A 23,755-nucleotide genomic window follows, 5' to 3' on the forward strand; every position below is an offset into this window, starting at 1 on the left:
ATTCAAAGAATTCACCCCTTTATATATTTTATCATCTTAAAAGATTAGTAACCAAGAAATTTAACGGTAGTAAAAAAACTTAGCATCTCAGCTCCTCAGAATCTTAGCCCCTTTTTCTAGTCATTCATAGAAATCAAAAACTCTTCGTTGTTTCTGGTTTTCTTGAAACGATCGTTTACAAAATCCATAGATTCTACCGGATTCATATCAGACAGGTACTTACGCATGATCCACATTCTTTGTAATGTTTTCTCATCCAGTAATAAATCATCACGACGTGTGCTTGACGAAGTAAGATCGATAGCCGGGAAGATACGTTTGTTAGCGATTTTACGATCCAATTGCAGTTCCATATTACCGGTACCTTTAAATTCTTCAAAGATAACTTCATCCATTTTAGAACCTGTTTCGGTCAATGCGGTTGCAATAATACTTAGTGAACCGCCATTTTCTACATTTCTGGCAGCTCCAAAGAAACGTTTTGGTTTTTGCAATGCATTAGCATCAACACCACCGCTTAAAACTTTACCTGAAGCAGGTTGAACAGTATTGTAAGCTCTCGCTAAACGAGTAATCGAATCAAGTAAAATAACCACATCGTGTCCGCATTCTACCAAACGCTTTGCTTTTTCAAGAACGATATTCGCAATCTTCACGTGTTCTTGTGGTTCTCTGTCAAAAGTAGAAGCAATAACTTCTCCTCTTACACTACGCTGCATATCCGTAACCTCCTCAGGACGCTCATCAATCAAAAGAACGATAAGATAAACTTCGGGATGGTTGGCTGCGATTGCGTTTGCAATGTCTTTTAGCAACATTGTTTTCCCCGTTTTAGGCTGAGCGACAATCATACCACGCTGTCCTTTTCCTATTGGAGAAAACAAATCGATAATACGGGTTGAAACTGAACTGCCTTTTTCGGCTAATTTAAATTTTTCAGAAGGGAAAACCGGGGTAAGATGTTCGAAAGAAACTCTGTCACGAACAACTTGTGGATCATGACCATTAATTTTAAGTACACGAACGAGAGGGAAAAATTTTTCGCCTTCTTTTGGAGGACGAACTACTCCTTTTACAGTATCTCCGGTTTTAAGACCGAACAATCTGATTTGTGACGTTGATAAATAAATATCATCGGGAGAGGCTAAATAATTATAATCTGATGAACGTAAAAATCCGTAACCATCCGGCATCATTTCAAGAACACCTTCACTTTCAATAATTCCGTCAAACTCAAAGTCTGAATCTCTGAAATTATTCTTTTTATTTTTATGATTTGGATTTTGATTCCCGTTGTTTCCGTTCCCGTTTTGGTTAGAATTTGGATTCTGATTTGGGTTTTGGTTGGGATTCTGATTCGGATTTTGATTTTTATTCTGGTTCGGATTAATCTTCTTGGTCTGAACCGGTGCTTCTGTTTTTTCAGCAGCAGCAACTTCTGCTGTAACTTCATTTTCCGGAACTACATCTTTCGTAGCCTCCTTTTCTTTTTTCAAAGCAACCTTTTTCTCGTAAGCCGATTTACTAAACTTTACAATTTTTGGTCCTTTTTTCTCTATTGCTGCATCTTCAGTATTCTCAGTACTTTCGGTATTCTCAATATTTTCCTGAACTTCCGGTGTTGTTTCAACGCTTTTTACTTCTGCTGTTTCTTTTGCTGCTGCATTTCCTTTTATCTTCGGATTTGTTTTAGGATTTGCTTTAATAGCCGGAGTTTTAGTTACTGCTATCAGAGCTTCCTCTTTTTCAGGAGTTTCCTCTGCTTTATCAAATTCCAGAACCGGTGCATTCTTATTTGCTGCTGTCTTTTTTGCCGGAACAATTCTTGCTCTTTTCGGTTTTTCATCAACTATTTCCGCTTCTGCCACAGGACTAACCGGCGGCGCTACAGTCGCTTCCTGATGTGCTAAAATCTGACTTATTAAAGTCTCTTTTTTAACGCCATTAAACTTTATAGTTTTAGCTAACTTAGCTATTTCTTGAAGCTCAGAAAGCTTCATTTCTTTTAATGCAGAAATATCAAACATGAATGTTCTATGAATTTAATTATTTTAACGGAAATATTGTAAAAAGAATAGGTAGATATTTTTTTTCGATTGACCGCAGTATGAAGTGCTTACGGTATTATGATGCAATAATACGAATAAAATTTAATCATACAATAGTATTTTAAAAAAAGAAAATATATTTTTGTAAAACAATTTTAGACCATGATACAACGAATTCAGACTGTATATTTAATTCTTACCTTTTTAATCACGGGGGTATTACTGTTTTTTACTCCGCTTTGGACCTTAAATAATGGTAAGCCTTTTTACTTTATGCAGGATAAGTTTTACACGATATTATTAGGTCTGAGTACAATGCTTACGATCATTAGTATCATTTCATACAAAAAAAGACAAAATCAGTTTGTAATGGGCAGGCTGAACATAATATTAAATTTAATTTTATTGGGATTATTTGTATATCGTTCTCTAAATTTATCTGGAGATACTACTACCATTGTATCAGAGAAAGGTATTGGGATGTTTCTACCTATTGTTGCTATCGTATTATTAGTATTAGCTAATAAGGCCATCAAAAAGGATGAAGATCTTGTAAAATCTGTAGACCGTTTGAGGTAAACCTATAAACTTAAATTTTTTGTGCGAAGAGAACCCGAATTTTAAATTCGGGTTTTTTTGTGCTCTAAATTTTCTGTAATTTCCTGCATGACAGTCAAAACAAACCTAAAAAAAAACTTTGTAAGATATTTTTTCATTTATTTGCATATCAGTTCCCCGAATAATTATGAAAGATAAAATAAGAATACACCTGGCCGATGATCATCAGGTACTTATTGATGGCCTTAGCAACTTATTGCAGACGGTTGAAAATTTTGAAGTAGTAGGCAAATCATACGATGGCAATACTGTTTATGACGATATTACACTAAACAATCCCGATATCCTGATTCTGGACATTAGTATGCCTAAAAAAGACGGGATCGAGGTAGTTAAAGAACTTCAGCAAAAAAATGTACCCTGTAAAATCATCATTCTCTCCAGCTACGACGATCTGAAAATTATTAAAGAAGTGATGAAACTGGGGGTAAAAGGCTATCTCACAAAAAAATGCGCGGGAGAAAATATTATAGAAGCTGTAGAAGCCGTTTATCAGGGACAAGAATATTATTGTGATGCCGTTAGAGAAAAAATCTTTAATATTTTCTCTCATAACAATCCAAAGCTCAATAAAAATATCAAAGTAGACAACCCAATTCTAAGCGCCCGTGAAATCGAAATCATCACTTTAATTGCATTGGAATACAGTGGAAAAGAAATTGGCGAACAGCTCTTTATCAGTACAAACACGGTCGAAACACACCGAAAAAACATCATGAAGAAACTGCAGATAAAAGGCTCTATTGGCTTGGTAAAATATGCCCTGAAAAATAATTTGATAAATTCCTGATCATTCTCAGAAAACACCTGTTACTATGTCCTTTTTCAGATACTTTATATTTTTCCTTCTTTTAACCACTTTTAATAGCTATCCTACTGTTGCTCAGAAAAAAACAGTTACAGAAAACAACACTGATGCAATTGTCGGCAACACAAAAAAAAACAATACTTATCTTCCTGAAAAAATAAGAAACAAACAAATAATAAGTTTATCAATCGTGATGATAATCCTCTTGTTCTTTTTATTTTATTTTTTCTACCAAAACAACAAACTAAGACAAAAAATTAAACGGAAAGATGCCAAGCAAAAAATATTACTAAATGTAATTAATGCCGGCATTGACAGCCAGGAAGTTGAACGTAAAAAAATCGCCTCATTTTTACATGACAACATTAATTCTTTATTATCTTCTGTTGGACTGCATTTAAAAACTTTCACAACACAAAACGATATAAAATCGGACGAAATTCAGAAAGCAAAATCTATTCTACAGGAAGCACACGATCTTTTACGAGATATGTCACACGACTTGGTCCCTACACTTCTGGTTCGTTTTGGGTTAATTTATGCTTTGGAAGATCTATGCGAAAGAAACTCGAATTCTCACATAAGTTTTAAATTTTCGAGCGCCATTTCAACTGAAAAAAGATACATCGAAAAATTTGAGATGAAGCTTTATTTTATTGTTTCGGAACTTTTCAATAACATTATAAAACACAGTGATGCCCAAAAAGCCAAGATTTTCCTATCCGAAAAAAACAATCAGTTTATCATTGTAATTCAGGACAACGGAAAGGGTTTTGAAACCGAAAGATTAAATAATGTTGAAGGTTTTGGACTTAACCGAATCAGGGCAAGAATCAAAAAATACAAAGGAAGTATCTCAATCACTTCAAAGGCAAACGAAGGAACCTCTATAAAAATCAAGGTTCCACTACCATTTTAAATCTGTTACTTTTTACCCATTTCAACTATTTCCAGATCCTTTATTTTATCACCGTCAATTACAAATCGCAACATTGTTCGAACCTGATGAAATCCGCTTTTTCCGGCCGCTCCGGGATTCATATGCAGCAGATTATTTTTTTTATCAAACATAACTTTTAGTATATGTGAATGCCCACAGATAAATAATTTAGGCGGATCCGACGCCATCTCTTCTCTTATATTGGGATTATACTTTCCCGGATATCCGCCAATATGTGTAATCCACACGGAAACATCCTCACATAAAAACCGATTGTGTAAAGGAAATTCTAATCTCGCCTGCGCATCGTCAATATTACCATATACACATCGCAGCGGCTTTAACTTTTTAATTGTATCCGTAACATTCAGATCACCAATGTCTCCAGCATGCCAGACTTCATCGGCCTGAGCTACATATTTTAAAATAGTATCGTCAATATGACTGTGCGTATCGGAAAGGAGAAGAATTTTTTTCATTCGAAGGTTCAAAGGTTCAAAGAAGCAAAGATACAAAGGTTTTTTTTAAAGGGACTAAGGTGCTACGGTTCTGAGATGCTGAGATACTGAGATGCTGAGATGCTGAGATACTGAGATACTGAGATGCTGAGATGCTGAAATACTGAGACACTTAGAAACCTCTGCTCCTTTGTACCTTTGTACCTTTGTACCTCCTAAACAAAAAAACTTAGCACCTTAGTATCTCAGAACCTTAGCACCTTTAAAAAACTTAACATCTTAGTATCTCAGAACCTTAACATCTTTTTTTAAAAAACCTTTGTACCTTTGTCCCTTAGAGCCTTTGTCCCTTAAAAAAACCTTTGCACCTTTACCTTGAGATATTTTATTCAATTTGCTTATAACGGAACTAATTATCATGGCTGGCAATTTCAGCCCAATGCTTCTTCTGTTCAGGAAACTTTAAACAAAGCACTATCCATTTTATTGAACACTCCCATAAACGTTATGGGTGCCGGAAGAACGGATACCGGAGTTCATGCGGAAGAGATGTATGGACATTTTGATATTGAAAGCCCGCTGGATATTCCAAATTTAATACACAAACTCAACTCCTATTTACCCAAAGACATTGCTGTTTTTAATATTCTTCTCGTTCACAATGACGCTCATTGCCGATTTGATGCTACTAAAAGAACCTACGAATACCACATCAACACGGTTAAAAACCCTTTTTTACAGGAATTGAGCTGGTATTTCAATCAAAAATTAGATGTAGATTTAATGAATGAAGCTGCAAAAATTCTACTGAATCATACCGACTTCCAATGCTTTTCAAAAGTAAATACCGATGTCAATACTTTTGATTGCACGATTTTTGAGGCGTATTGGAAACAAGAAAACAATAAACTAATTTTTACCATCTCGGCCAATCGTTTTCTTAGAAATATGGTTCGCTCAATTGTTGGAACACTAGTAAATATCGGCTTGTATAAAATTTCTCTAACTGATTTTGAAACAATCATCGCCAGCAAAAGCAGAGAAAAAGCCGGATTTTCGGTACCGGCACATGGATTGTATTTAACCGAAATTGACTACGATTACTTATCGCTGTAGGCCATAAGCCGTAAGCTGTAGGCTTTTGCCTAAAGCTTATTGCCTAAAGCTTAAAGCTTAAAAAAAATAAATGAAAGCAAAAGCATTTGATACTGGATTATTCAAACGAATCTTAAAATATACCAAACCCTATAAATGGCGCTACTACGGCGTTATTATTTTTGCTGTATCTCTTTCTATTTTTGCAGCCCTTCGCCCCTATTTGCTAAAACAAACGGTCGACGGCTATATCAAGACACACGACAAAGAAGGTTTACTTCTTTATATCCTTTTAATGGGAGCGGTTCTTTTAATGGAAGTTTTCTCTCAGTTCTATTTCGTCTATTGGGCCAATTGGCTTGGACAGGATATCGTAAAAGACATTCGTACCAAACTTTTTAAACACATATTAAGTTTTAGAATGAAGTACTTTGACCTCGTTCCGGTGGGACAATTGGTCACAAGATCCGTTTCAGATATTGAATCGATTGCCCGTATTTTTAGCCAGGGACTTTTTATGATCATTAGTGATTTAATGAAAATGCTTGTTGTCCTTATTTTCATGTTTTACATGAACTGGAAATTAACGTGGATCGTAGTCGTTGCCATGCCGATTCTGGTTTACATCACCCGAATATTCCAACGTAAAATGCAGGTCGCTTTCGAAGAAGTCCGCACGCAAATTGCCAATATGAACTCTTTTGTACAGGAACGTGTTACAGGAATGAAAATCGTACAGCTTTTCAATCGCGAACAAATTGAAGCTGATAATTTTAAAGAGATCAATAACAAACACAGAGTTGCCTGGATTAAAACTATTTTATACAACTCTATATTTTTCCCAATTGCCGATATTATCTCTTCTATTACGCTAGGAGTAGTTGTCGTTTATGGCGGATTCAAAATCCTGAACGGAGATCATTTTACAACTTTCGGGGATTTGTTTTCCTATACGATGTTTATCGGAATGCTGTTCAATCCATTACGCCAGATTGCAGATAAATTCAACGAGATGCAATTAGGAATGATTGCTGCCAATCGTGTTTTTGACATCATCGATACTCAGGATCATATTCAGGATACCGGAACAATTGAAGCTCCAATTTTTGAAGGAAGTATTGAATTTAAAGACGTCCGTTTCAGCTATATTCCGGAAGAAGAAGTTATAAAAGGAATTGATTTATCTGTCGCTTCAGGGCAAACTGTCGCTATTGTAGGCTCCACCGGAGCAGGAAAATCGACTATAATTAATTTACTGAATCGCTTTTACGAAATCAACAGCGGTACGATTTGCATTGACGGTCATAATATCGAAAATTATACGCTGGCCTCGCTGCGAAAACAAATTGCAGTGGTTTTGCAGGATGTCTTTCTGTTTGCTGATACCATCTACAACAATATTACTTTACACAATCCCGAAATTACACGTGATCAGGTTTTAGAGGCTGCTAAGAAAATTGGCGTGCACGATTTCATCATGAGTCTGCCGGATAATTATGATTTTGATGTAAAAGAACGAGGGGTTATGCTTTCGTCAGGACAGCGTCAGTTAATTGCTTTTTTAAGATCATATGTCAGTAATCCGAGTATTTTAATTCTGGATGAAGCAACGTCTTCAATAGATACCTATTCTGAAGAACTTATTCAGCGTGCTACCGAAACGATTACCAAAGGGAGAACTTCGATCATCATCGCACACCGATTGGCTACAATTGTAAATGCCGACAAAATTGTTGTGATGGATAAAGGCTTAATTGTAGAACAAGGAACGCATCAGGAACTACTCCTTAAAACCGACGGTTATTACAAAAACCTGTACGACTCTCAATTTGCTGTAGCGAACTAGATTTTGAAATGCTAAAAAAGTTCTTAAAAAAGTTAAAATAGCGTTATAAGAATCATAAATCTGCTGATTCACAGACTTTAGGATAGCACTCTTCTTTTTTGAATTATTTATCTTTGAGAGACAAAATTCAAATGCAAAAGAAAATGCCACAAAATAGATTTTATCCAAACGAAGAATTCAAAGAAATAGAAATAAACGCCTCACTACAACTTAAATATGCTATTTCAAACAAAGGCCGATTAATTAGTTTTACAGATGAAATTCAAAACGGACGTATTCTAAAAGGCGGTTTAAGCGATGGTTATCCTACTTTTAGATTTAAGGTTAAAGATGATGACAAAATTGTCAACAAATATCTTTTTCTGTACAAATTAGTCGCTCATTATTTCATTCCTAAAGAATCAGAAGAACAAACTTATGTACTCCATCTGGATTACAACCGCAGCAACGATGATGTAAAAAATTTATGCTGGGCAACAAAAACCGAAATGATGGCGCACAGCCGTAAGAGTCCGCATGTGATTCAGGCAAAAAAGAATCTGATCGAACACAATTTAAAAGCCGATGGACGAAAATTAACGACCACCAAAGTGATGTTAATTAAAAAAATCCTCGCACGCCCGGAACAAAAAACACGTCTGAAAATGATTGCCAAACAATTTGGCGTTAGCGAAATGCAAATACGACGTATCGCCAGCGGTGAAAACTGGGGCCATATAAAGGTCTGATACCTACAAAAATTCATTCTATTACCATCATTATCTGGAGCTTCTTAAAAGGGGCTCCATTTTTTTTGCATAACTACCACCAAACAAATCTCTCATTTTTAAGTATTTAGAATATCTTCACTACAAAACATTAAAATTCAGAATCAAAAAAGGCAGAATAATAGGATTAATACTTTTATTAATTGTAAACTTGCATACCAAATTCAAAGATAATTTTATGAAGAAAAAACTACTTATCTTACTGTGTTTACTCAGTTTATCTGCTTTTGCACAAACTACTTTAATCCCTGATCAAAATTTCGAACAAAAACTAATCTCTCTCGGATTGGATACCGTTCTTGATGGAAAAGTGCTAACTTCAAACATTTCCTCTGTTACTTCTTTGGATATAAGTTCCAGTTCTATTAAAAGTCTTAGAGGCCTTCATGCTTTTACTAATCTTGAGACTTTAATTTGTTCCAACAATGAAATAATCGGTTTAGACTTTCCTAATAATCCTAAACTTTCTACTTTGATTTGTCATTCCAATAAAATACAAAGTTTAGATGTTAGTAAAAACCCCCGCCTGCAAAATTTAGACTGCCAATCCAATGAAATAAATTATTTGGATATATCCCAAAATACTTTTCTAACACAGTTAAATTGTTCTAAAAATAAACTGAGTTCTTTAAACACTTCTAAAAATTTAAGACTTAAGGGACTGTATTGTTCAGATAACATACTGAATTCTTTAAACCTTAGCGGCAATACCTTACTTACTGAACTTAACTGCAATACTAACAGGATTAAAAGTCTTACTATTTCCGATAACACGGGTTTAATAGATTTATATTGCGAAAACAACCGAATAACTACTTTGGATCTTTCTAAACAGAAAGAGCTTAAAAATGTTAATTTGAAGTCTAACGATCTTGTAAATCTCAATATAAAAAACGGCAACAATACATCCTTAAATGTCAATAATCTAAATTTAGCACACAATTCACAGTTGTTATGCATACAAGTTGATAATGTAATGTACTCCAGTATGAATTGGGAATACGTAAAGGATCTTCAAACAAGTTATTCTACCGACTGCCCTACTTATACTGTAATACCTGATACTAATTTCGAAAATGCTCTTATTGCTTTAGGAATTGATTCAGGAACTCCCGACAGAAAAGTTTTAACTTCAAACGTTTCTACTGTAACTACACTAGATTTAGGGATTAATACAACTATTACAGATCTAACCGGAATACAAGACTTTACAGCACTTCAGACTCTAATTTGTCGTGGAAATACAGGTCAGGTAATCAACGGAGGGAATGGAAAATTAAAAATTCTTGATATTTCTAAAAACGCAAACCTGACCACTCTGGATTGCTCCTATAACCAGCTTATAAATTTAGATGTCACCAAAAATCCTTTACTGGTTTCGTTAAAATGTAACATCAATAGATTTGATAAAATTGATATTACTAAAAATGTCAATCTGGACTATCTTGATGTAAGCAGTAATTCTATTTTTCAACTTGACGTTTCCAAAATTCCAACTTTGCGTTACCTGAGAGCTGACAACACCAAACTTACCTCACTAGATGTTTCCTCTAATCCCGCAATGGTTGGATTATTTTGTAACAATTCGGATTTAAGAAGTTTGAACTTAAAAAATGGAAATAACCAATTAATTTCAGCACAAGATATAAACTTTAAGGGAAACCCAAATTTAAACTGTATTCAGGTCGACAATGCCGTAAATGCTACTGCAAACTGGTCTGCTTCCAAAGATGCCGCTACAAATTATTCAACCGAATGTCTAAATGATTCATTTACATTGATTCCCGACAGCAACTTTGAAAATGCACTTATAACTTTAGGAATCGATGCTGGAGTTCCGGATGGAAAAATCCTGACTTCAAAAGTTTCTTCTGTCACGAAATTAGATTTAGGAACCAATACAACTATTACAGATCTGACCGGAATACAAGATTTCAAAGCCCTTGAGTGGCTGGTTTGCAAAGGAAATACTGGTCGCGCAGGTGATGGTGGAAACGGAAAACTAAAAACACTTGACGTCTCCAAAAATACAAATCTAACGATTCTTGAATGCTCTTTTAATCAACTTACCAATTTAGATGTAACGCATAACCCATTACTGCGTTCCTTAAGATGTAGTGTAAATAAATTAACAGCAATTGATGTTTCTCAAAACACAAAACTGGATGATCTTGATGTAGGCAGTAATCAAATTACTACGCTTGATGTCTCAAAAATTCCAACTTTACGTTTTCTGACTGCCGAATCTACTAAACTTACCACATTAGATCTTTCCTCTAATCCGGCACTGGTTGGATTATTTTGCAGAAGTTCCGATTTGACAAGTTTAAATCTAAGAAATGGTAAAAACCAATTAATTGTACCGCAGAGTATAACCTTTACCGGAAATCCAAATTTAACTTGTATACAGGTTGATGATGCAGCATTTTCTACTGCAAACTGGTCTGCCGCAAAAGATCCGGCAGCAAACTATTCAACCAACTGTTCGAATGGTTTATTTACACTAATTCCTGACAGTAATTTCGAAAGTGCCCTTATTTCCTTAGGAATTGATTCAGGTGTTCCGGACGGAAAAGTACTGACTTCAAACGTTTCTTCGGTGACAAAATTAGATTTAGGAACCAATGCAACCATTACTGATCTAACCGGAATTCAAGATTTTACAGCGCTTCAACGGTTAATTTGTCATGGGAATTTTGGACACATGGATACAGGTGGAAATGGAAATTTGACTACTATTGACGTTACTAAAAACACAAAACTAACTGTTCTTGACATCTCGTACAATAAAATTACAGCTTTAGATGTATCTAAGAATCCGTTATTGATTTCATTAAAGTGCAGCGTAAATAAACTAACCAAAATCGACGTTTCTCAAAATATAAAACTGGATAATCTTGACATCAGCAATAATTATATTACACAGCTTGACATTTCGAAAATTCCAACTTTACGTTACCTAAGCGCTGATTACACAAAACTTACATCACTGGATATTTCCTCTAATCCGGTAATGGTTGGGCTATCTTGTAACAATTCGACTTTAACAAGTTTAAATCTAAAAAATGGACAAAATCAATTGATTGCAGCGCAAAGCATAAACTTTAAGGAAAATCCAAACTTAACTTGTATTCAGGTTGATAATGCCGTAAATGCTACTGCAAACTGGTCTGCTGCAAAAGATGCTTCTGCCAATTACTCAAATGAATGTCAGACTGGTCCGTACACTCTTATTCCTGACAGCAGTTTCGAAAGTGCTCTTATTTCCTTAGGAATTGATTCAGGTGTTCCGGACGGAAAAGTACTGACTTCAAACGTTTCTTCGGTGACAAAATTAGATTTAGGAACCAATACTACTATTACAGATCTAACCGGAATACAAAGCTTTACAGCACTTCAACGGTTAATTTGTCGTGGGAATTTTGGCGGTGCAGGTAATGGAGGAAACGGAAAATTGACTACTGTTGATGTTTCTAAAAACACAAAATTGACTGTTCTTGATATCTCGTACAATAAAATTACTGATTTAGATGTATCTAATAATCCCTTACTAATTTCATTAAAATGCAGCGTAAATAAACTAACCAAAATTGACGTTTCGCAAACTATAAAATTGGATAATCTTGACATTAGTAGTAATCATATTTCACAGCTTGATATTTCTAAAATTCCAACTTTACGCTATCTAAATACTGACTATACAAAACTTATGGCATTAGATCTTTCCTCTAACCCAGCGTTAGTTGGATTACTATGTAATAATTCGGCTTTGATAAGTTTGAATCTAAAAAATGGACAAAACCAATTAATTGCAGCGCAAAGCATAAACTTTAAGGGAAATCCGGATTTAACTTGTATTCAGGTTGATGATGCGGTATTCTCTACTGCAAACTGGTCTGCCGCCAAAGATACTATTGTCAATTATTCAAACGAATGTCCTACTAATCTGTATACACTAATTCCTGACAGTAATTTCGAAAAAGCTCTTATTACTTTAGGGATTGATTCAGGAATTCCTGACGGAAAAGTTTTGACTTCAAACGTTTCTTCTGTAACAAAATTAGATTTAGGAACCAATACAACCATTACAGATCTAACCGGAATACAGAATTTTACTGCACTAAGACACCTAATTTGTCATGGGGATTCTGGTAATGCAAGTGCTGGAGGAAACGGAAAACTAAAAACACTCGATGTTTCAAAAAACATCAACCTAACGGTTCTTGATTGCTCTAGTAACCAACTTACAAGTTTAGATGTAACTCATAATCCTTTATTACGTTCATTAATTTGCCGTGTAAATAAACTAACCAAAATTGATGTTTCCAAAAACACAAAACTAAATGAATTTAATATAGACAGTAATAACATTACAGCCCTTAATGTCTCAGAAATTCCAACTTTAAGTGTCCTGAGTGCTAACTACACAAAACTTACGACATTAGATCTTTCCTCTAACCCAGCGTTAACTGGAATACTTTGTTACAATTCGGCTTTGACAAGTTTAAATCTAAAAAATGGACAAAACCAATTAATTGGATCGCAAAGCATTAGATTTAAAGGAAATCCAAATTTAGCCTGCATACAGGTTGATAATGTCGCTTACTCAAATGCCTACTGGGGTGCCGCAAAAGATGCATTGGTAAATTATGCTAACGATTGTCCGTCAACCACTTTATATACTCTTATTCCGGATATTAACTTTGAAAATAGATTAATTTCACTAGGAATTGATTCAGGGGTAGCCGATGGAAAAGTTTTAACTACAAAGATTAATACCGTAACAACTTTAGATGTTTCATCGTCAAACTTATCAAATCTGACAGGAATTGAAGGTTTTGTCGCCTTGAAAAAATTAGACTGTTTCAACAATCAATTAACCACTTTAAACTTATCCCAAAATACGGCATTAGAAATCGTAACCTGCCAATTGAATAAATTGTCAAATATAGATATCTCTAAAAATACTGCCTTGAACGAATTTACATGCAACAGAAATTCATTAACAACTTTAGACGTTTCTAACAATTCAAATTTAAGGCTTTTAGATTGTGGCGAAAACAAATTAACTAACCTAGACATTAGTAAAAACAGCTCCTTAGAAATTGTATTCTGCCTTAAAAATGAATTGACCACTTTAGATTTTTCTAATAACCCTAAGTTAATTACCTTAAATTGCGATTATAATCTTCTGCAAACCCTCAATGTATCAGCAAATACTAATTTGGGCCTTTTGTCTTGTCATACCAATCAATTGGCAGCTTTAGATGTCTCAAAAAACCAATTATTAGAGACGGTATACTGCGGTGAAAATTTATTGAAGACTATAGACGTTACTAAAAACTTAAATTTAAAGGCCTTAGGTTGCCAAAAAAATCAATTAACAAATATTGATATTTCAAAAAATACTGGATTAGGCTATCTTAATTGTTCTAATAATCAACTAACAAACTTAGACGTAACCCAGAATCCCAATTTATCTTCGATACATTGCTATTTTAATCAATTAAAAACGGTAGATGTTTCTAAAAATACTGAATTGAAATTTTTTCAATGTTACTCTAACCAAATAACAAATCTTGATCTGTCAAAAAATCTAAAATTGATGGAATTATTTTGTACTTCTAATAGATTAGAAAATTTAGATCTTTCAAATAATATTGGTCTAACCTATTTAAACTGTTCTTCTAATGCGTTAACAACTTTAAATATGAAGAATGGAAAAAATACGATTATGAGCAATTACAATTTTGATCTTAAAAATAATCCAAAGCTTAGTTGTATTCAGGTTGATAACGCTTCATATTCTACTATTAATTGGAGCAGCGCAAAAGATGCTACAGCAAATTACTCAAACGAATGCCAGAATGATTTATACACGCTTATTCCTGACAGCAATTTCGAAAACAAATTGATTAAATTGGGAATTGATTCCGGAACTCCTGACGGAAGAGTATTAACCTCTAGTGTTAACACCGTAACGTCTTTAGATGTCTCCCTAAGCAATATTACAGACTTGACAGGCCTAGAAGACTTTACCTCTTTGACATCATTAAAATGTCAAGCAAATTATACTTTAAAAGCTCTGGATGTTACAAAAAATATCCATTTAACTACATTGGACTGTAGCAATAATTATCTTATAACAACATTAGATGTATCAAAAAATACGGCTTTAGTTGATTTAAATTGTTATTACAATAAACTGAGCACTTTAGATGTAAGCTCAAATACAAACTTAACCTCTCTACAATGTGGGTCCAATAAGTTAACAAGCTTAGAGGTTACAAATAATAAAGCCTTAACTAAACTAACTCTTGGATACAACCAGATTTCAAGTTTAGATGTATCGCAAAATATCCTGTTAGAGTCTTTAGATTGCACCTCAAATCAAATTTCAGACTTAAACATCCGTTCGAATACAAAATTAACTGAACTGTGGGCTGGAAACAACCTGTACTCTTCGTTAGATGTTTCAAATAATACTGCTTTGAAATCGCTAATATGTAATACAAATCAATTAACATCAATAGACGTTTCCAAAAATACTGCATTGACAAGATTGTTAGTCTACCAAAATAAGATAGCAAGTATAGACATTTCAAACAATACTCTATTAAGCTCTTTTGATTGTGGTACGAATTTAATCACCAATCTTAATGTCTCAAAAAATATAGATTTGCAATTTTTATACTGTGACAAGAATAAATTAACCACCTTAGATGTCTCTGCAAATACTAAGCTTGGCACATTCGATTGTGCTAACAACCTGCTCACTAACCTGGATGTTTCTAATAACAAAAATTTAAGGTCGCTTGAATGTGAATCCAACAAACTGGTAAGTCTAAACCTAAAAAATGGTAATAATTATAGGTTTGATCCACTTCCAGGCTCTGATCCTAATTTTATTTTATATAGAATAGATTTTAGAAACAACCCTGATTTAACTTGTATTCAGGTTGATGATGCTTATTATTCAAACGAGAAATGGTCCACAAGAAAAGATCCAAAGGCAAAATTTAGCGAAGATTGCAACAATAGTACTTTGATAACAGATTCTAATTTTGAAGATTTTCTTATTGCTGCAGGTATTGACACTGACGGAAAAAATGGAAAAGTTGCCACCTCCAGTATTGCTAATATTAAAATTCTGGACATTTCAAATTCAAACATCTCGGATTTAAAAGGAATTGAAAACTTCACCGCTTTAGAGAAATTTATCTGTAAAGGAAATTTAATTACTACAGTTGACATGTCGAATAACACTCAGTTAAACTATCTGGACGTCTCAAACAATCCGCTGACTAGTATTAATGTTTCTAAAAATAAATTATTAAAAGAATTTTATTGTAATGGAATACAAATTATTCTTAAAAAATCGACTTCGACCCCTAGCAGGTTAACAACTTTAGATCTATCGAACAATACTTTGTTAACAAAATTTAACTGTTCGAACAATCAGCTGTCAAGTCTTGATTTATCAAAAAACACTAATTTAATAGAAGTAAACTGTTCTAATAACCTTCTAACCGATTTGAATTTACAAAATGGAAACAACGGTATCTTAGTCAACTTAAATTTAAAAAACAATGCTCAGTTAACTTGTATAAAAGTTGACAATCCTTCTTTCTCAACTGCTACCTGGACAGATGCAAAAGATGAAATCGCAAAATATTCGACAACTTGCCGTACTTTAGAAACAAATGAGCAGGTTTTTAACCACATCAATATTTATCCAAATCCATCTCAGGGCGAGTTATACATTACAAACGTGTCAGTAACAAAAGCAACGATCTATGATAGTTTGGGTAAAATTGTAAAAGTAATATCCTTAAAAGCAGATACTCAGGAAAATTACATCGATTTAAAAGGAATAGCCAAAGGAGTTTACTACATCTTTATCGAAAACCCTGAAGCACACACCGTTAAAAAAATCATCCTTAAATAAGTATTCTCCTATTTCACTAAAAAACACATTTTAAAAAATAAAATGTGTTTTTTTTTATCCCAAATTAATGATCCATCTTTCGCTACTTTGTTATTAAAAAAAAATAAAATACCAATTAAACTTTATTCTTTTCTATAACTTTTCTCAATATCTGTGTGAAAAGATCAAAATCGGCAAGGGTGAAAAGAAATTTTAAAGTATTTTTTAAAATAAATCCTTAAATTCGCAAGCACAAATAACAAAAGAATAAATCGATAAATGAGTTTCGGAATTAAACTTCATTTTCGATAATAAATACTAAAAACCAAAAAAATGAAATACGACGTTATTGTTTTAGGAAGTGGTCCCGGTGGATATGTAACAGCTATTAGAGCTTCACAATTAGGCTTTAAAGTAGCGGTAATTGAAAAAGAAAACTTAGGTGGTGTATGTTTAAACTGGGGATGTATCCCAACAAAAGCATTATTAAAATCAGCTCAGGTTTTTGATTATCTAAAACATGCTTCTGACTACGGATTGAAAGTTTCTGAGTTCGACAAAGATTTCCCTGCAGTGGTTCAACGCAGCCGTGGTGTTGCTGAAGGAATGAGCAAAGGAGTTCAATTCTTAATGAAAAAAAACAAAATTGACGTTATTGAAGGTTTTGGAAAACTAAAACCAGGTAAAAAACTTGACGTTACAGACAAAGACAATAAAGTTACCGAATATAGCGCTGATCATATTATCATCGCAACCGGTGCTCGCTCTCGTGAGTTACCAAACTTACCACAAGACGGCGTAAAAGTAATTGGTTACCGTCAGGCAATGACCTTACCAACTCAGCCAAAATCTATGATTATTGTAGGTTCAGGAGCAATTGGAGTTGAATTCGCTCATTTCTACAACTCAATGGGAACAGAAGTTACTATTGTAGAATTTATGCCAAATGTAGTTCCTGTAGAAGACGAAGACATCTCAAAACAATTTGAGCGTTCTTTGAAAAAAGCCGGAATTAAAGTAATGACCAACTCATCTGTTGAGCGTATTGACACAACAGGTGCAGGAGTAAAAGCTTTTGTTAAAACAGCAAAAGGAGAAGAAGTTCTTGAAGCTGACATTGTACTTTCTGCAGTTGGAATCAAAACTAACATTGAAAACATCGGTTTGGAAGAAGTTGGAATCGCTGTTGACAGAGATAAAATCCTAGTAAACGCTTACAACGCCACTAATATTCCTGGATACTACGCTATTGGAGACGTTACTCCAGGACAAGCTTTGGCTCACGTAGCTTCTGCTGAAGGAATTAACTGTGTAGAAAAAATTGCAGGTTTACACGTAGACCCAATCGATTACGGAAACGTTCCGGGTTGTACTTATGCAACTCCAGAAATCGCTTCTGTAGGTTTAACTGAAAAACAAGCAAAAGAAAAAGGTTACGAATTAAAAATTGGTAAATTCCCTTTCTCAGCTTCTGGAAAAGCTAAAGCTGCCGGAACTCCGGACGGATTCGTAAAAGTAATCTTTGATGCGAAATACGGAGAATGGTTAGGATGCCACATGATTGGTGCAGGTGTTACCGATATGATTGCAGAAGCAGTTGTAGCCCGTAAACTTGAAACTACAGGTCATGAAATTCTTAAATCGATCCACCCTCACCCAACCATGAGTGAGGCTGTTATGGAAGCTGTTGCTGATGCTTACGGCGAAGTAATTCACTTGTAAAAATATACAATGTAAAGATGTAATGTCTATACAGAGTTATATATAATTTTCAATTTATAAAATCCGATTTGCTTAAAGTAAATCGGATTTTTTATGAAAATGAATTCCTTCATCTTAATAACCTATTCTAAACTTGTAGTAAAAACTTAGTTTTTTTTTATAAAACACCCATTTATTTATGAATTCAATATACCATTTAGATACTCTTCAAGAACTCAAAGAATATCTAGAAAAACAAGATCAAAAATTATTAAGAGAAGAATTAATTAATGAGTTTTTAAAATTTGCGGAATATAAGAATGCAAGTGATTGGAACAATGCAGTAAAAATTTGTGAAAGCCTTGCCATAGTTGGATGGGGGAAACATGAACCATTACAAGCGGTAAAAGGAATGTTTTTTAATGGAAATCCAGAAACCTGTTTCATAAACAAATTTCGTGAACCAAGATTTGTGGATGCAATATGGTCTAAAAGAAAAGATGGCTTTACAATGGAAAAAGGTAGAACTTCTTATTTTGAAAGCCCAATGTTATCTGAAAAAAAAACCATTTTAAACGAATATTATATTCAAGAAGATATACAAGATTTGGCTTTAGCCAATCAACGAAACTGGATTCCTAAAAACCCTATTTTGATTACACGGACAATTAGTAATTGCTATGAAAATTCTAAATCGGTCATTGAGAGCATAGATAAAGAACTTCAGCCGGAATTAGATTTAAAAATGAAACCTGAAAAATATGGTACAGCCATAAATCAAATAGTATTTTCATGCTCTTATAGCTTTTATGATAATAATTCGTGTAAAACAAATTATATAATCGCTGATGAAAGTTTGAAATTAAAACAAAAAGATTTTTATCCGGAACTACTCAAAATATTTTCAAAACAAGAAATCGAAAGCAACGGGTATTTCCTAAGAAATCGATATGAATATGGTAATTTTAATTCTCAAAAAGGGAAGATAGTAAATGAAATAAATTTCGAAAAAGAATTAAGTGATTTGAGTTATATCAAACAAAAACAGGCCATAGCCAAACATATTTTGATTTCTTTAAATGCAACAATTGAAAAGCTTAAGAAGAAAAAAATCAGTTATGATTTTGAAAGCATGCAAAATGATTTTTTAGAAATTCTAACAAAATGGAAATTAAGTTAAACTTTATAAAATCCGATTTGCGAAAGTAGATCGGATTTGCTTCGTCTATTCGTTGTCCTTTTGATCGAAGGGAGACTCAGGCGATAATGAATAGGAGAAGCAAATTGCACTCCTAATATCTACAACCATCCGGACTTTACCAGGCGTAATTTCTTGCTTGATTTTGCCTTTCAGTCGAAAGGACAATACAGAGTCCTAAAATTTAACAAACGAAAAAATGTTAAAAACTTGACAAAAAAAAGCATTGTAGTCGTCTTATAATTCTTATTTTTATTACTTATAAATAAGAGATTCATGACATTACCTTTCATAGAAATAATAGAAGCCACTACCAGTGATCCTAATTTGCTAATGTGGAAATTTGCTGATGAAGACAAAGAAATCAAAAACGGCGCAAAACTAACCGTCCGAGAAAGTCAACAGGTCATGCTTTTAAATGAAGGTCAGCTTGCGGATGTTTATTTACCCGGACTTCACACTTTGTCTACAGAAAACATTCCTGTCCTAAGCAAACTCAAAGGCTGGAAATACGGATTTGAAAGTCCGTTTAAAGTCGATGTTTACTTTTTCAATACGCATCAGTTTATCAATAACAAATGGGGAACTCCTGCCCCAATTCTCCTAAACGATCCTCAATTTGGACAAATCAGGATACGGGCTTTTGGAAGTTTTGATATTAAAATTACAGATGTTGCCAAATTCTTTCGCCAATATGCCGGAACTTACAAGCAGCTTACCATTTTCGAACTGCAAAATCAATTAAGAGATTTTGTCGCTCCAAAATTTGGTGAAGTTTTAGCAAACGAAAACATAACTGTTACGGATGTTGCCGGAAACATAACGCAATTGGGCAAAAAAATAGAGCCTTATCTCAAACCCTATTTCGAGCAATTTGGAATTGAGCTGACTCAGTTCGTTATTACCAGCGTAACCTTACCGGAAGAAGTAACAGCACATTACGACAAAATCACCAACATGAATATGGTAACCGATATGGATAAATTTACCAAATTCAATACCGCAACTGCCATCGGCGATAAGGGAACAGCACTTCACGAGGCAACGCAAAATGCTTTAAGCATGGGGATTCTTTTAAATCAACTACAGCAGAATAAAGAGACTTCAAAAGAAGAAATAAAAGACGATCTAACCTCAAAACTTCAAAAACTAAAATCTTTGTTTGATGCCGGTTTAATTGATGAAGAGGAATTTAAATCGAAGAAAACAGAATTACTAAGTCAGTTATAATGGAAGAGAAAAAAGTAAATTCATTTTTGAGCAGGCTCAAAGAAAAGGCACAAAAACAAACGAATTATGGCGGAGAAACAGAAATGACTGAAGCCAAGATGAATGCTAAAGACTGTCCAAATTGTGGCGCAGGAAGAGCCAAACAAGACGGACTAACACATTGTGCCTACTGCGGATTTGAGTTTTTGAGTGTAAATCTCACAGATGGCGTTTACCTTAAAAAAGAAGACAATTCAATTTAAACCTTTAAAGTAATGTTCGGATTATTTAATAAACAAAAAGACGAAGCTCTTCCGGAATGGTATTCGGAGCTTCAGCAATCACAGGAAAGATGGTTTAACTTTTTAGAAAAACTGGAAGCCAAACTGGAAGAATTTGCAACTGCCGCAATTCCGGAATTGAAAGAGATTCTTCAAAGTGATGATGATTTATACAAAAGAGCTTTTCACAGAGTATATTCCGGTGTAAATGGTCAATTATCCAATATCAGAGAAAAAGCGAGAGATACTTATGAAGAAAAAATTATCGACGTTTACAATCATTACAATTCCCAGATTTCTGTTTTAAGCAAACATCACAATTTAGTATCAGATTTCAGAAGCGTCTGTTCTGATCGTCATAATGACTTTGAAGATCAATACGAATATTGGAGAACCCAAATCGAAAAAACACAGGAGCGTGATCTTGAAATTGAGTACCAAAAAATACTGGACGAATTTGAAGCAATCAAAAATAAATTCAACTGCACACAATGTGGAGGAAATATTGAGATCGAAAAAATCTTTTTAATCGAAACTTATATTCAGTGTCCGTATTGCAATACCCAAAACACGTTTGCTCCCAGCACACAGGCCAGAAATCTGCAAAATATTGCCAGAGGTCTGGCAGAGCAAAGAACAGCACATCTGTACAAAGCTTTTGAAATCGAAAATAACAAAGAGCGTGAATTATACCATCAGCGTCATGAATTGAGTTTGAGTAAAATTCACGAATCTGATAAAAAAGTACTGAGTCAGATTCTGGCAAAAATGGAGGAACTTGAAGAACAAAGACAGTTTGTGATTCAAAATGCCCCAAAACTGCATCAGGCCTATTTGCGTGCCATGTATGACGAATGGAATAAAATCACGCCCGATTTGAAAGAACACAACGAAAAAATGTATCAAAACCAATTACAATATTTATAATTTATTAACCCCTAAACAAACGGAAAAATGTTTAAAAAACTTTTTGGAGCCTTAACCGGAGACAACAAACAGGAAAATCAAAATTATGAAACTCAAACTTCAAACAATAATTATGAAAATGATTATGAAGATAACGATCAGGAAACAGAATATGATCCCGAAACTTTACACGGCACACATTATTCTGTAGAAGATTTCGACAATGAAGTAGCAGAAAGATCTGAAGCATGGATCACAGACGAACGCGCAAGTGGAGAAAATCTTGACGAAAAAGACGTTCAAAATATCTACTTTAATTACAGAAGAGAAGTATATAAGGAATGGAACAACTGTGATTCAGATCAGATGATTCGTTTTGAGCACGCCAATTCTTTAAAATACAGCGGAGTTCAGGTTTCAGGATTTGTAAAAGTAGAGGACAACAATCCGTTTTTGGAGCCCGTACATGGAGTAGATTTAAGAACTTATACTGCAATGTGTCTTAAAATAAGCGCCGGGATAGATTATCTTGAAGTATGCAAAGCAATGGGATTTGAACCGGCAGTTTGGGAAGAACTAAATACGATCTGGCCACAGCGTATGGGTGAAGATACTTCGTTTACGGTTACTACTTTATTTGGTCAATATTATGCCGAAAATGTAACCGTACCACAATTAGAGAATCTGAAAGCCGAAACTTCAGAAGAAGGAGCCGCTAATCTTGAAAAAATCAGAACAGATCGTTACTTCTACGAAGAACTTGCCGGAGCCAGACAGGCAGCTTATGAATACGGAATTGATGGTGCTCAGTGGATTCTGGAAAACTTCGGAATTAATTTAGCGGATTTCCAATCTGTTGCCATGCAATGGATGACCGAGCAAAATCAAAACTGGAACTCTGAAGACATTAACGAATTCTTCAATTACCAACAGGAAAAACAAAAAGAGTATGCCGCTAAATTTGCCGCAGAACAAGGTGGAAACATCGCAGACGATATCAATTTCTAAATTGACCTTTTTTGATGATAAAAAAACCGATTTGCAAAACAAATCGGTTTTTTATTCGTTTTAAAATTTCTTAAAATTCTTTAAAAGCTATAAAATAATACCTAATGGAAAACACACCTACCTTCTTTGCCGACGGAGAAAATCCAAAAATGATCGAAGCCTATCAAAAAGCACAAGAAACCTTTAAATATTTTTGGAGAGAATTATCCTGGGAATACCGCCGAATTGTTCCGGGACTTGACGTTGCCTGCGTAAAACTAGCCTTTACTCAGGAAATTGATGGTGAAACTGTAGTCGAACACATGTGGATCAACGATATCAATTTTGACGGTGATACCATTTACGGCATCTTAGTAAATCAGCCTAACGATTTAACCAATGTTAACAATGGCGACGAAGTACAAATTCCCGTAAATCAAATAAGCGATTGGCTATATGCGTCTCAGGGTAAAACCTACGGAGCCTTTACAATACATGCGATGCGTTCAGAAATGAGTGAAGAGGAAAGAGAAGATCATGATGAAGCCTGGGGCTTAGAATTTGGAGATTACAACGATATTCTGGTTGTTTCAGATCAAAAAGAAAAACCTGAAAACCTCATAGAACACCCAATGAGCAAAAACATAAAAGAAAGCCTTATTGATTTTGTCAAAAATAATCCCGAAGAACTTAGCGCGACAGATGAACTTGGTTATACTTTTTTACATCGCGAAACCATTGCAGGAAATAAAACCTCTGTTGAAGTTTTACTGGAATCGGGAGCAGACACAAAAGTTAAGACCAACAATGGCAAGACCGCCCTTGACTTTGCAAAACAACTAAACTGGGAACATTTAATTCCTTTGTTGTAGTTTTTAGTATCTAAAGTCCGATTTGTCTCAGCAAATCGGACTTTTTTTTTGAAATTTCTATGAAAATAAATATTAATTTATAGTAACCATTAAG

General features: G+C 34.3%; 16 protein-coding genes. 14 read left to right on the forward strand and 2 right to left on the reverse strand.

Annotated features, from left to right (window positions below; genetic code table 11):
* Positions 1 to 116: 116 nt before the first annotated feature.
* Positions 117 to 2,027, reverse strand: coding sequence for a transcription termination factor Rho (rho, locus tag LNQ34_RS00685; RefSeq protein ID WP_229998335.1), 1,911 nt, complete (start codon positions 2,025 to 2,027; stop codon positions 117 to 119).
* A 183-nt stretch (positions 2,028 to 2,210) separates the two neighbouring features.
* Between rho and LNQ34_RS00690 the strand changes: the two genes are divergently transcribed.
* The 3 genes from LNQ34_RS00690 (at position 2,211) to LNQ34_RS00700 (ending at position 4,393) form a co-directional block, all read left to right on the forward strand.
* On the forward strand, positions 2,211 to 2,627 hold the full coding sequence (locus LNQ34_RS00690) for a DUF4293 domain-containing protein (protein ID WP_070907200.1): 417 nt from the start codon (positions 2,211 to 2,213) through the stop codon (positions 2,625 to 2,627).
* A gap of 166 nt (positions 2,628 to 2,793) precedes the next feature.
* Complete coding sequence (locus LNQ34_RS00695; RefSeq protein WP_229998336.1) at positions 2,794 to 3,456, forward strand: response regulator; 663 nt, start codon at positions 2,794 to 2,796, stop codon at positions 3,454 to 3,456.
* A gap of 25 nt (positions 3,457 to 3,481) precedes the next feature.
* Positions 3,482 to 4,393, forward strand: coding sequence for a sensor histidine kinase (locus tag LNQ34_RS00700; RefSeq protein WP_229998337.1), 912 nt, complete (start codon positions 3,482 to 3,484; stop codon positions 4,391 to 4,393).
* Positions 4,394 to 4,398: 5 nt separating this feature from the next.
* On the opposite strand, the gene LNQ34_RS00705 is transcribed toward LNQ34_RS00700, so the two are convergent.
* Positions 4,399 to 4,893: a metallophosphoesterase family protein gene (locus tag LNQ34_RS00705; protein ID WP_202703302.1), complete on the reverse strand. Its 495-nt coding sequence runs from the start codon at positions 4,891 to 4,893 to the stop codon at positions 4,399 to 4,401.
* A gap of 354 nt (positions 4,894 to 5,247) precedes the next feature.
* Here LNQ34_RS00705 and truA point away from each other — a divergent pair, with 354 nt between their 5' ends.
* The 11 genes from truA (at position 5,248) to LNQ34_RS00760 (ending at position 23,661) form a co-directional block, all read left to right on the forward strand.
* Positions 5,248 to 5,988 carry a tRNA pseudouridine(38-40) synthase TruA gene (truA, locus tag LNQ34_RS00710; RefSeq protein WP_229998338.1) on the forward strand — a complete coding sequence of 247 codons (741 nt, stop codon included), beginning with the start codon at positions 5,248 to 5,250 and terminating at the stop codon, positions 5,986 to 5,988.
* 70 nt (positions 5,989 to 6,058) lie between these two features.
* Positions 6,059 to 7,813 (forward strand): ABC transporter ATP-binding protein, encoded by a 1,755-nt coding sequence (locus LNQ34_RS00715; protein WP_229998339.1) that lies wholly within the window; start codon positions 6,059 to 6,061, stop codon positions 7,811 to 7,813.
* A gap of 143 nt (positions 7,814 to 7,956) precedes the next feature.
* The gene (locus tag LNQ34_RS00720) at positions 7,957 to 8,541 is read left to right on the forward strand and encodes an NUMOD4 domain-containing protein (RefSeq protein WP_229998340.1); all 585 of its coding nucleotides are present in this window, start codon (positions 7,957 to 7,959) and stop codon (positions 8,539 to 8,541) included.
* 217 nt (positions 8,542 to 8,758) lie between these two features.
* Positions 8,759 to 16,528 (forward strand): T9SS type A sorting domain-containing protein, encoded by a 7,770-nt coding sequence (locus LNQ34_RS00725; RefSeq protein ID WP_229998341.1) that lies wholly within the window; start codon positions 8,759 to 8,761, stop codon positions 16,526 to 16,528.
* A 312-nt stretch (positions 16,529 to 16,840) separates the two neighbouring features.
* On the forward strand, positions 16,841 to 18,229 hold the full coding sequence (gene lpdA, locus LNQ34_RS00730) for a dihydrolipoyl dehydrogenase (RefSeq protein ID WP_202704458.1): 1,389 nt from the start codon (positions 16,841 to 16,843) through the stop codon (positions 18,227 to 18,229).
* A gap of 178 nt (positions 18,230 to 18,407) precedes the next feature.
* Positions 18,408 to 19,388 (forward strand): hypothetical protein, encoded by a 981-nt coding sequence (locus tag LNQ34_RS00735; RefSeq protein WP_229998342.1) that lies wholly within the window; start codon positions 18,408 to 18,410, stop codon positions 19,386 to 19,388.
* A 294-nt stretch (positions 19,389 to 19,682) separates the two neighbouring features.
* Entirely contained in the window at positions 19,683 to 20,636 is a 954-nt protein-coding gene (locus tag LNQ34_RS00740) for an SPFH domain-containing protein (RefSeq protein ID WP_229998343.1), read from the forward strand.
* Positions 20,636 to 20,878 carry an Rcat domain-containing protein gene (locus LNQ34_RS00745; protein WP_202702011.1) on the forward strand — a complete coding sequence of 81 codons (243 nt, stop codon included), beginning with the start codon at positions 20,636 to 20,638 and terminating at the stop codon, positions 20,876 to 20,878. Before LNQ34_RS00740 ends, LNQ34_RS00745 begins: the two co-directional genes overlap by 1 nt.
* A 12-nt stretch (positions 20,879 to 20,890) precedes the next feature.
* Positions 20,891 to 21,823, forward strand: a complete 933-nt coding sequence (locus tag LNQ34_RS00750; protein WP_202702012.1) for a hypothetical protein — start codon at positions 20,891 to 20,893, stop codon at positions 21,821 to 21,823.
* Positions 21,824 to 21,850: 27 nt separating this feature from the next.
* Positions 21,851 to 22,810: a DUF6620 family protein gene (locus LNQ34_RS00755; protein WP_202702013.1), complete on the forward strand. Its 960-nt coding sequence runs from the start codon at positions 21,851 to 21,853 to the stop codon at positions 22,808 to 22,810.
* Positions 22,811 to 22,914: 104 nt separating this feature from the next.
* Entirely contained in the window at positions 22,915 to 23,661 is a 747-nt protein-coding gene (locus LNQ34_RS00760) for a DUF2314 domain-containing protein (RefSeq protein ID WP_229998344.1), read from the forward strand.
* The last annotated feature ends 94 nt before the right edge of the window (positions 23,662 to 23,755 follow it).

This window comes from Flavobacterium lipolyticum (genome assembly GCF_020905335.1).
Lineage (GTDB): Bacteria > Bacteroidota > Bacteroidia > Flavobacteriales > Flavobacteriaceae > Flavobacterium > Flavobacterium lipolyticum.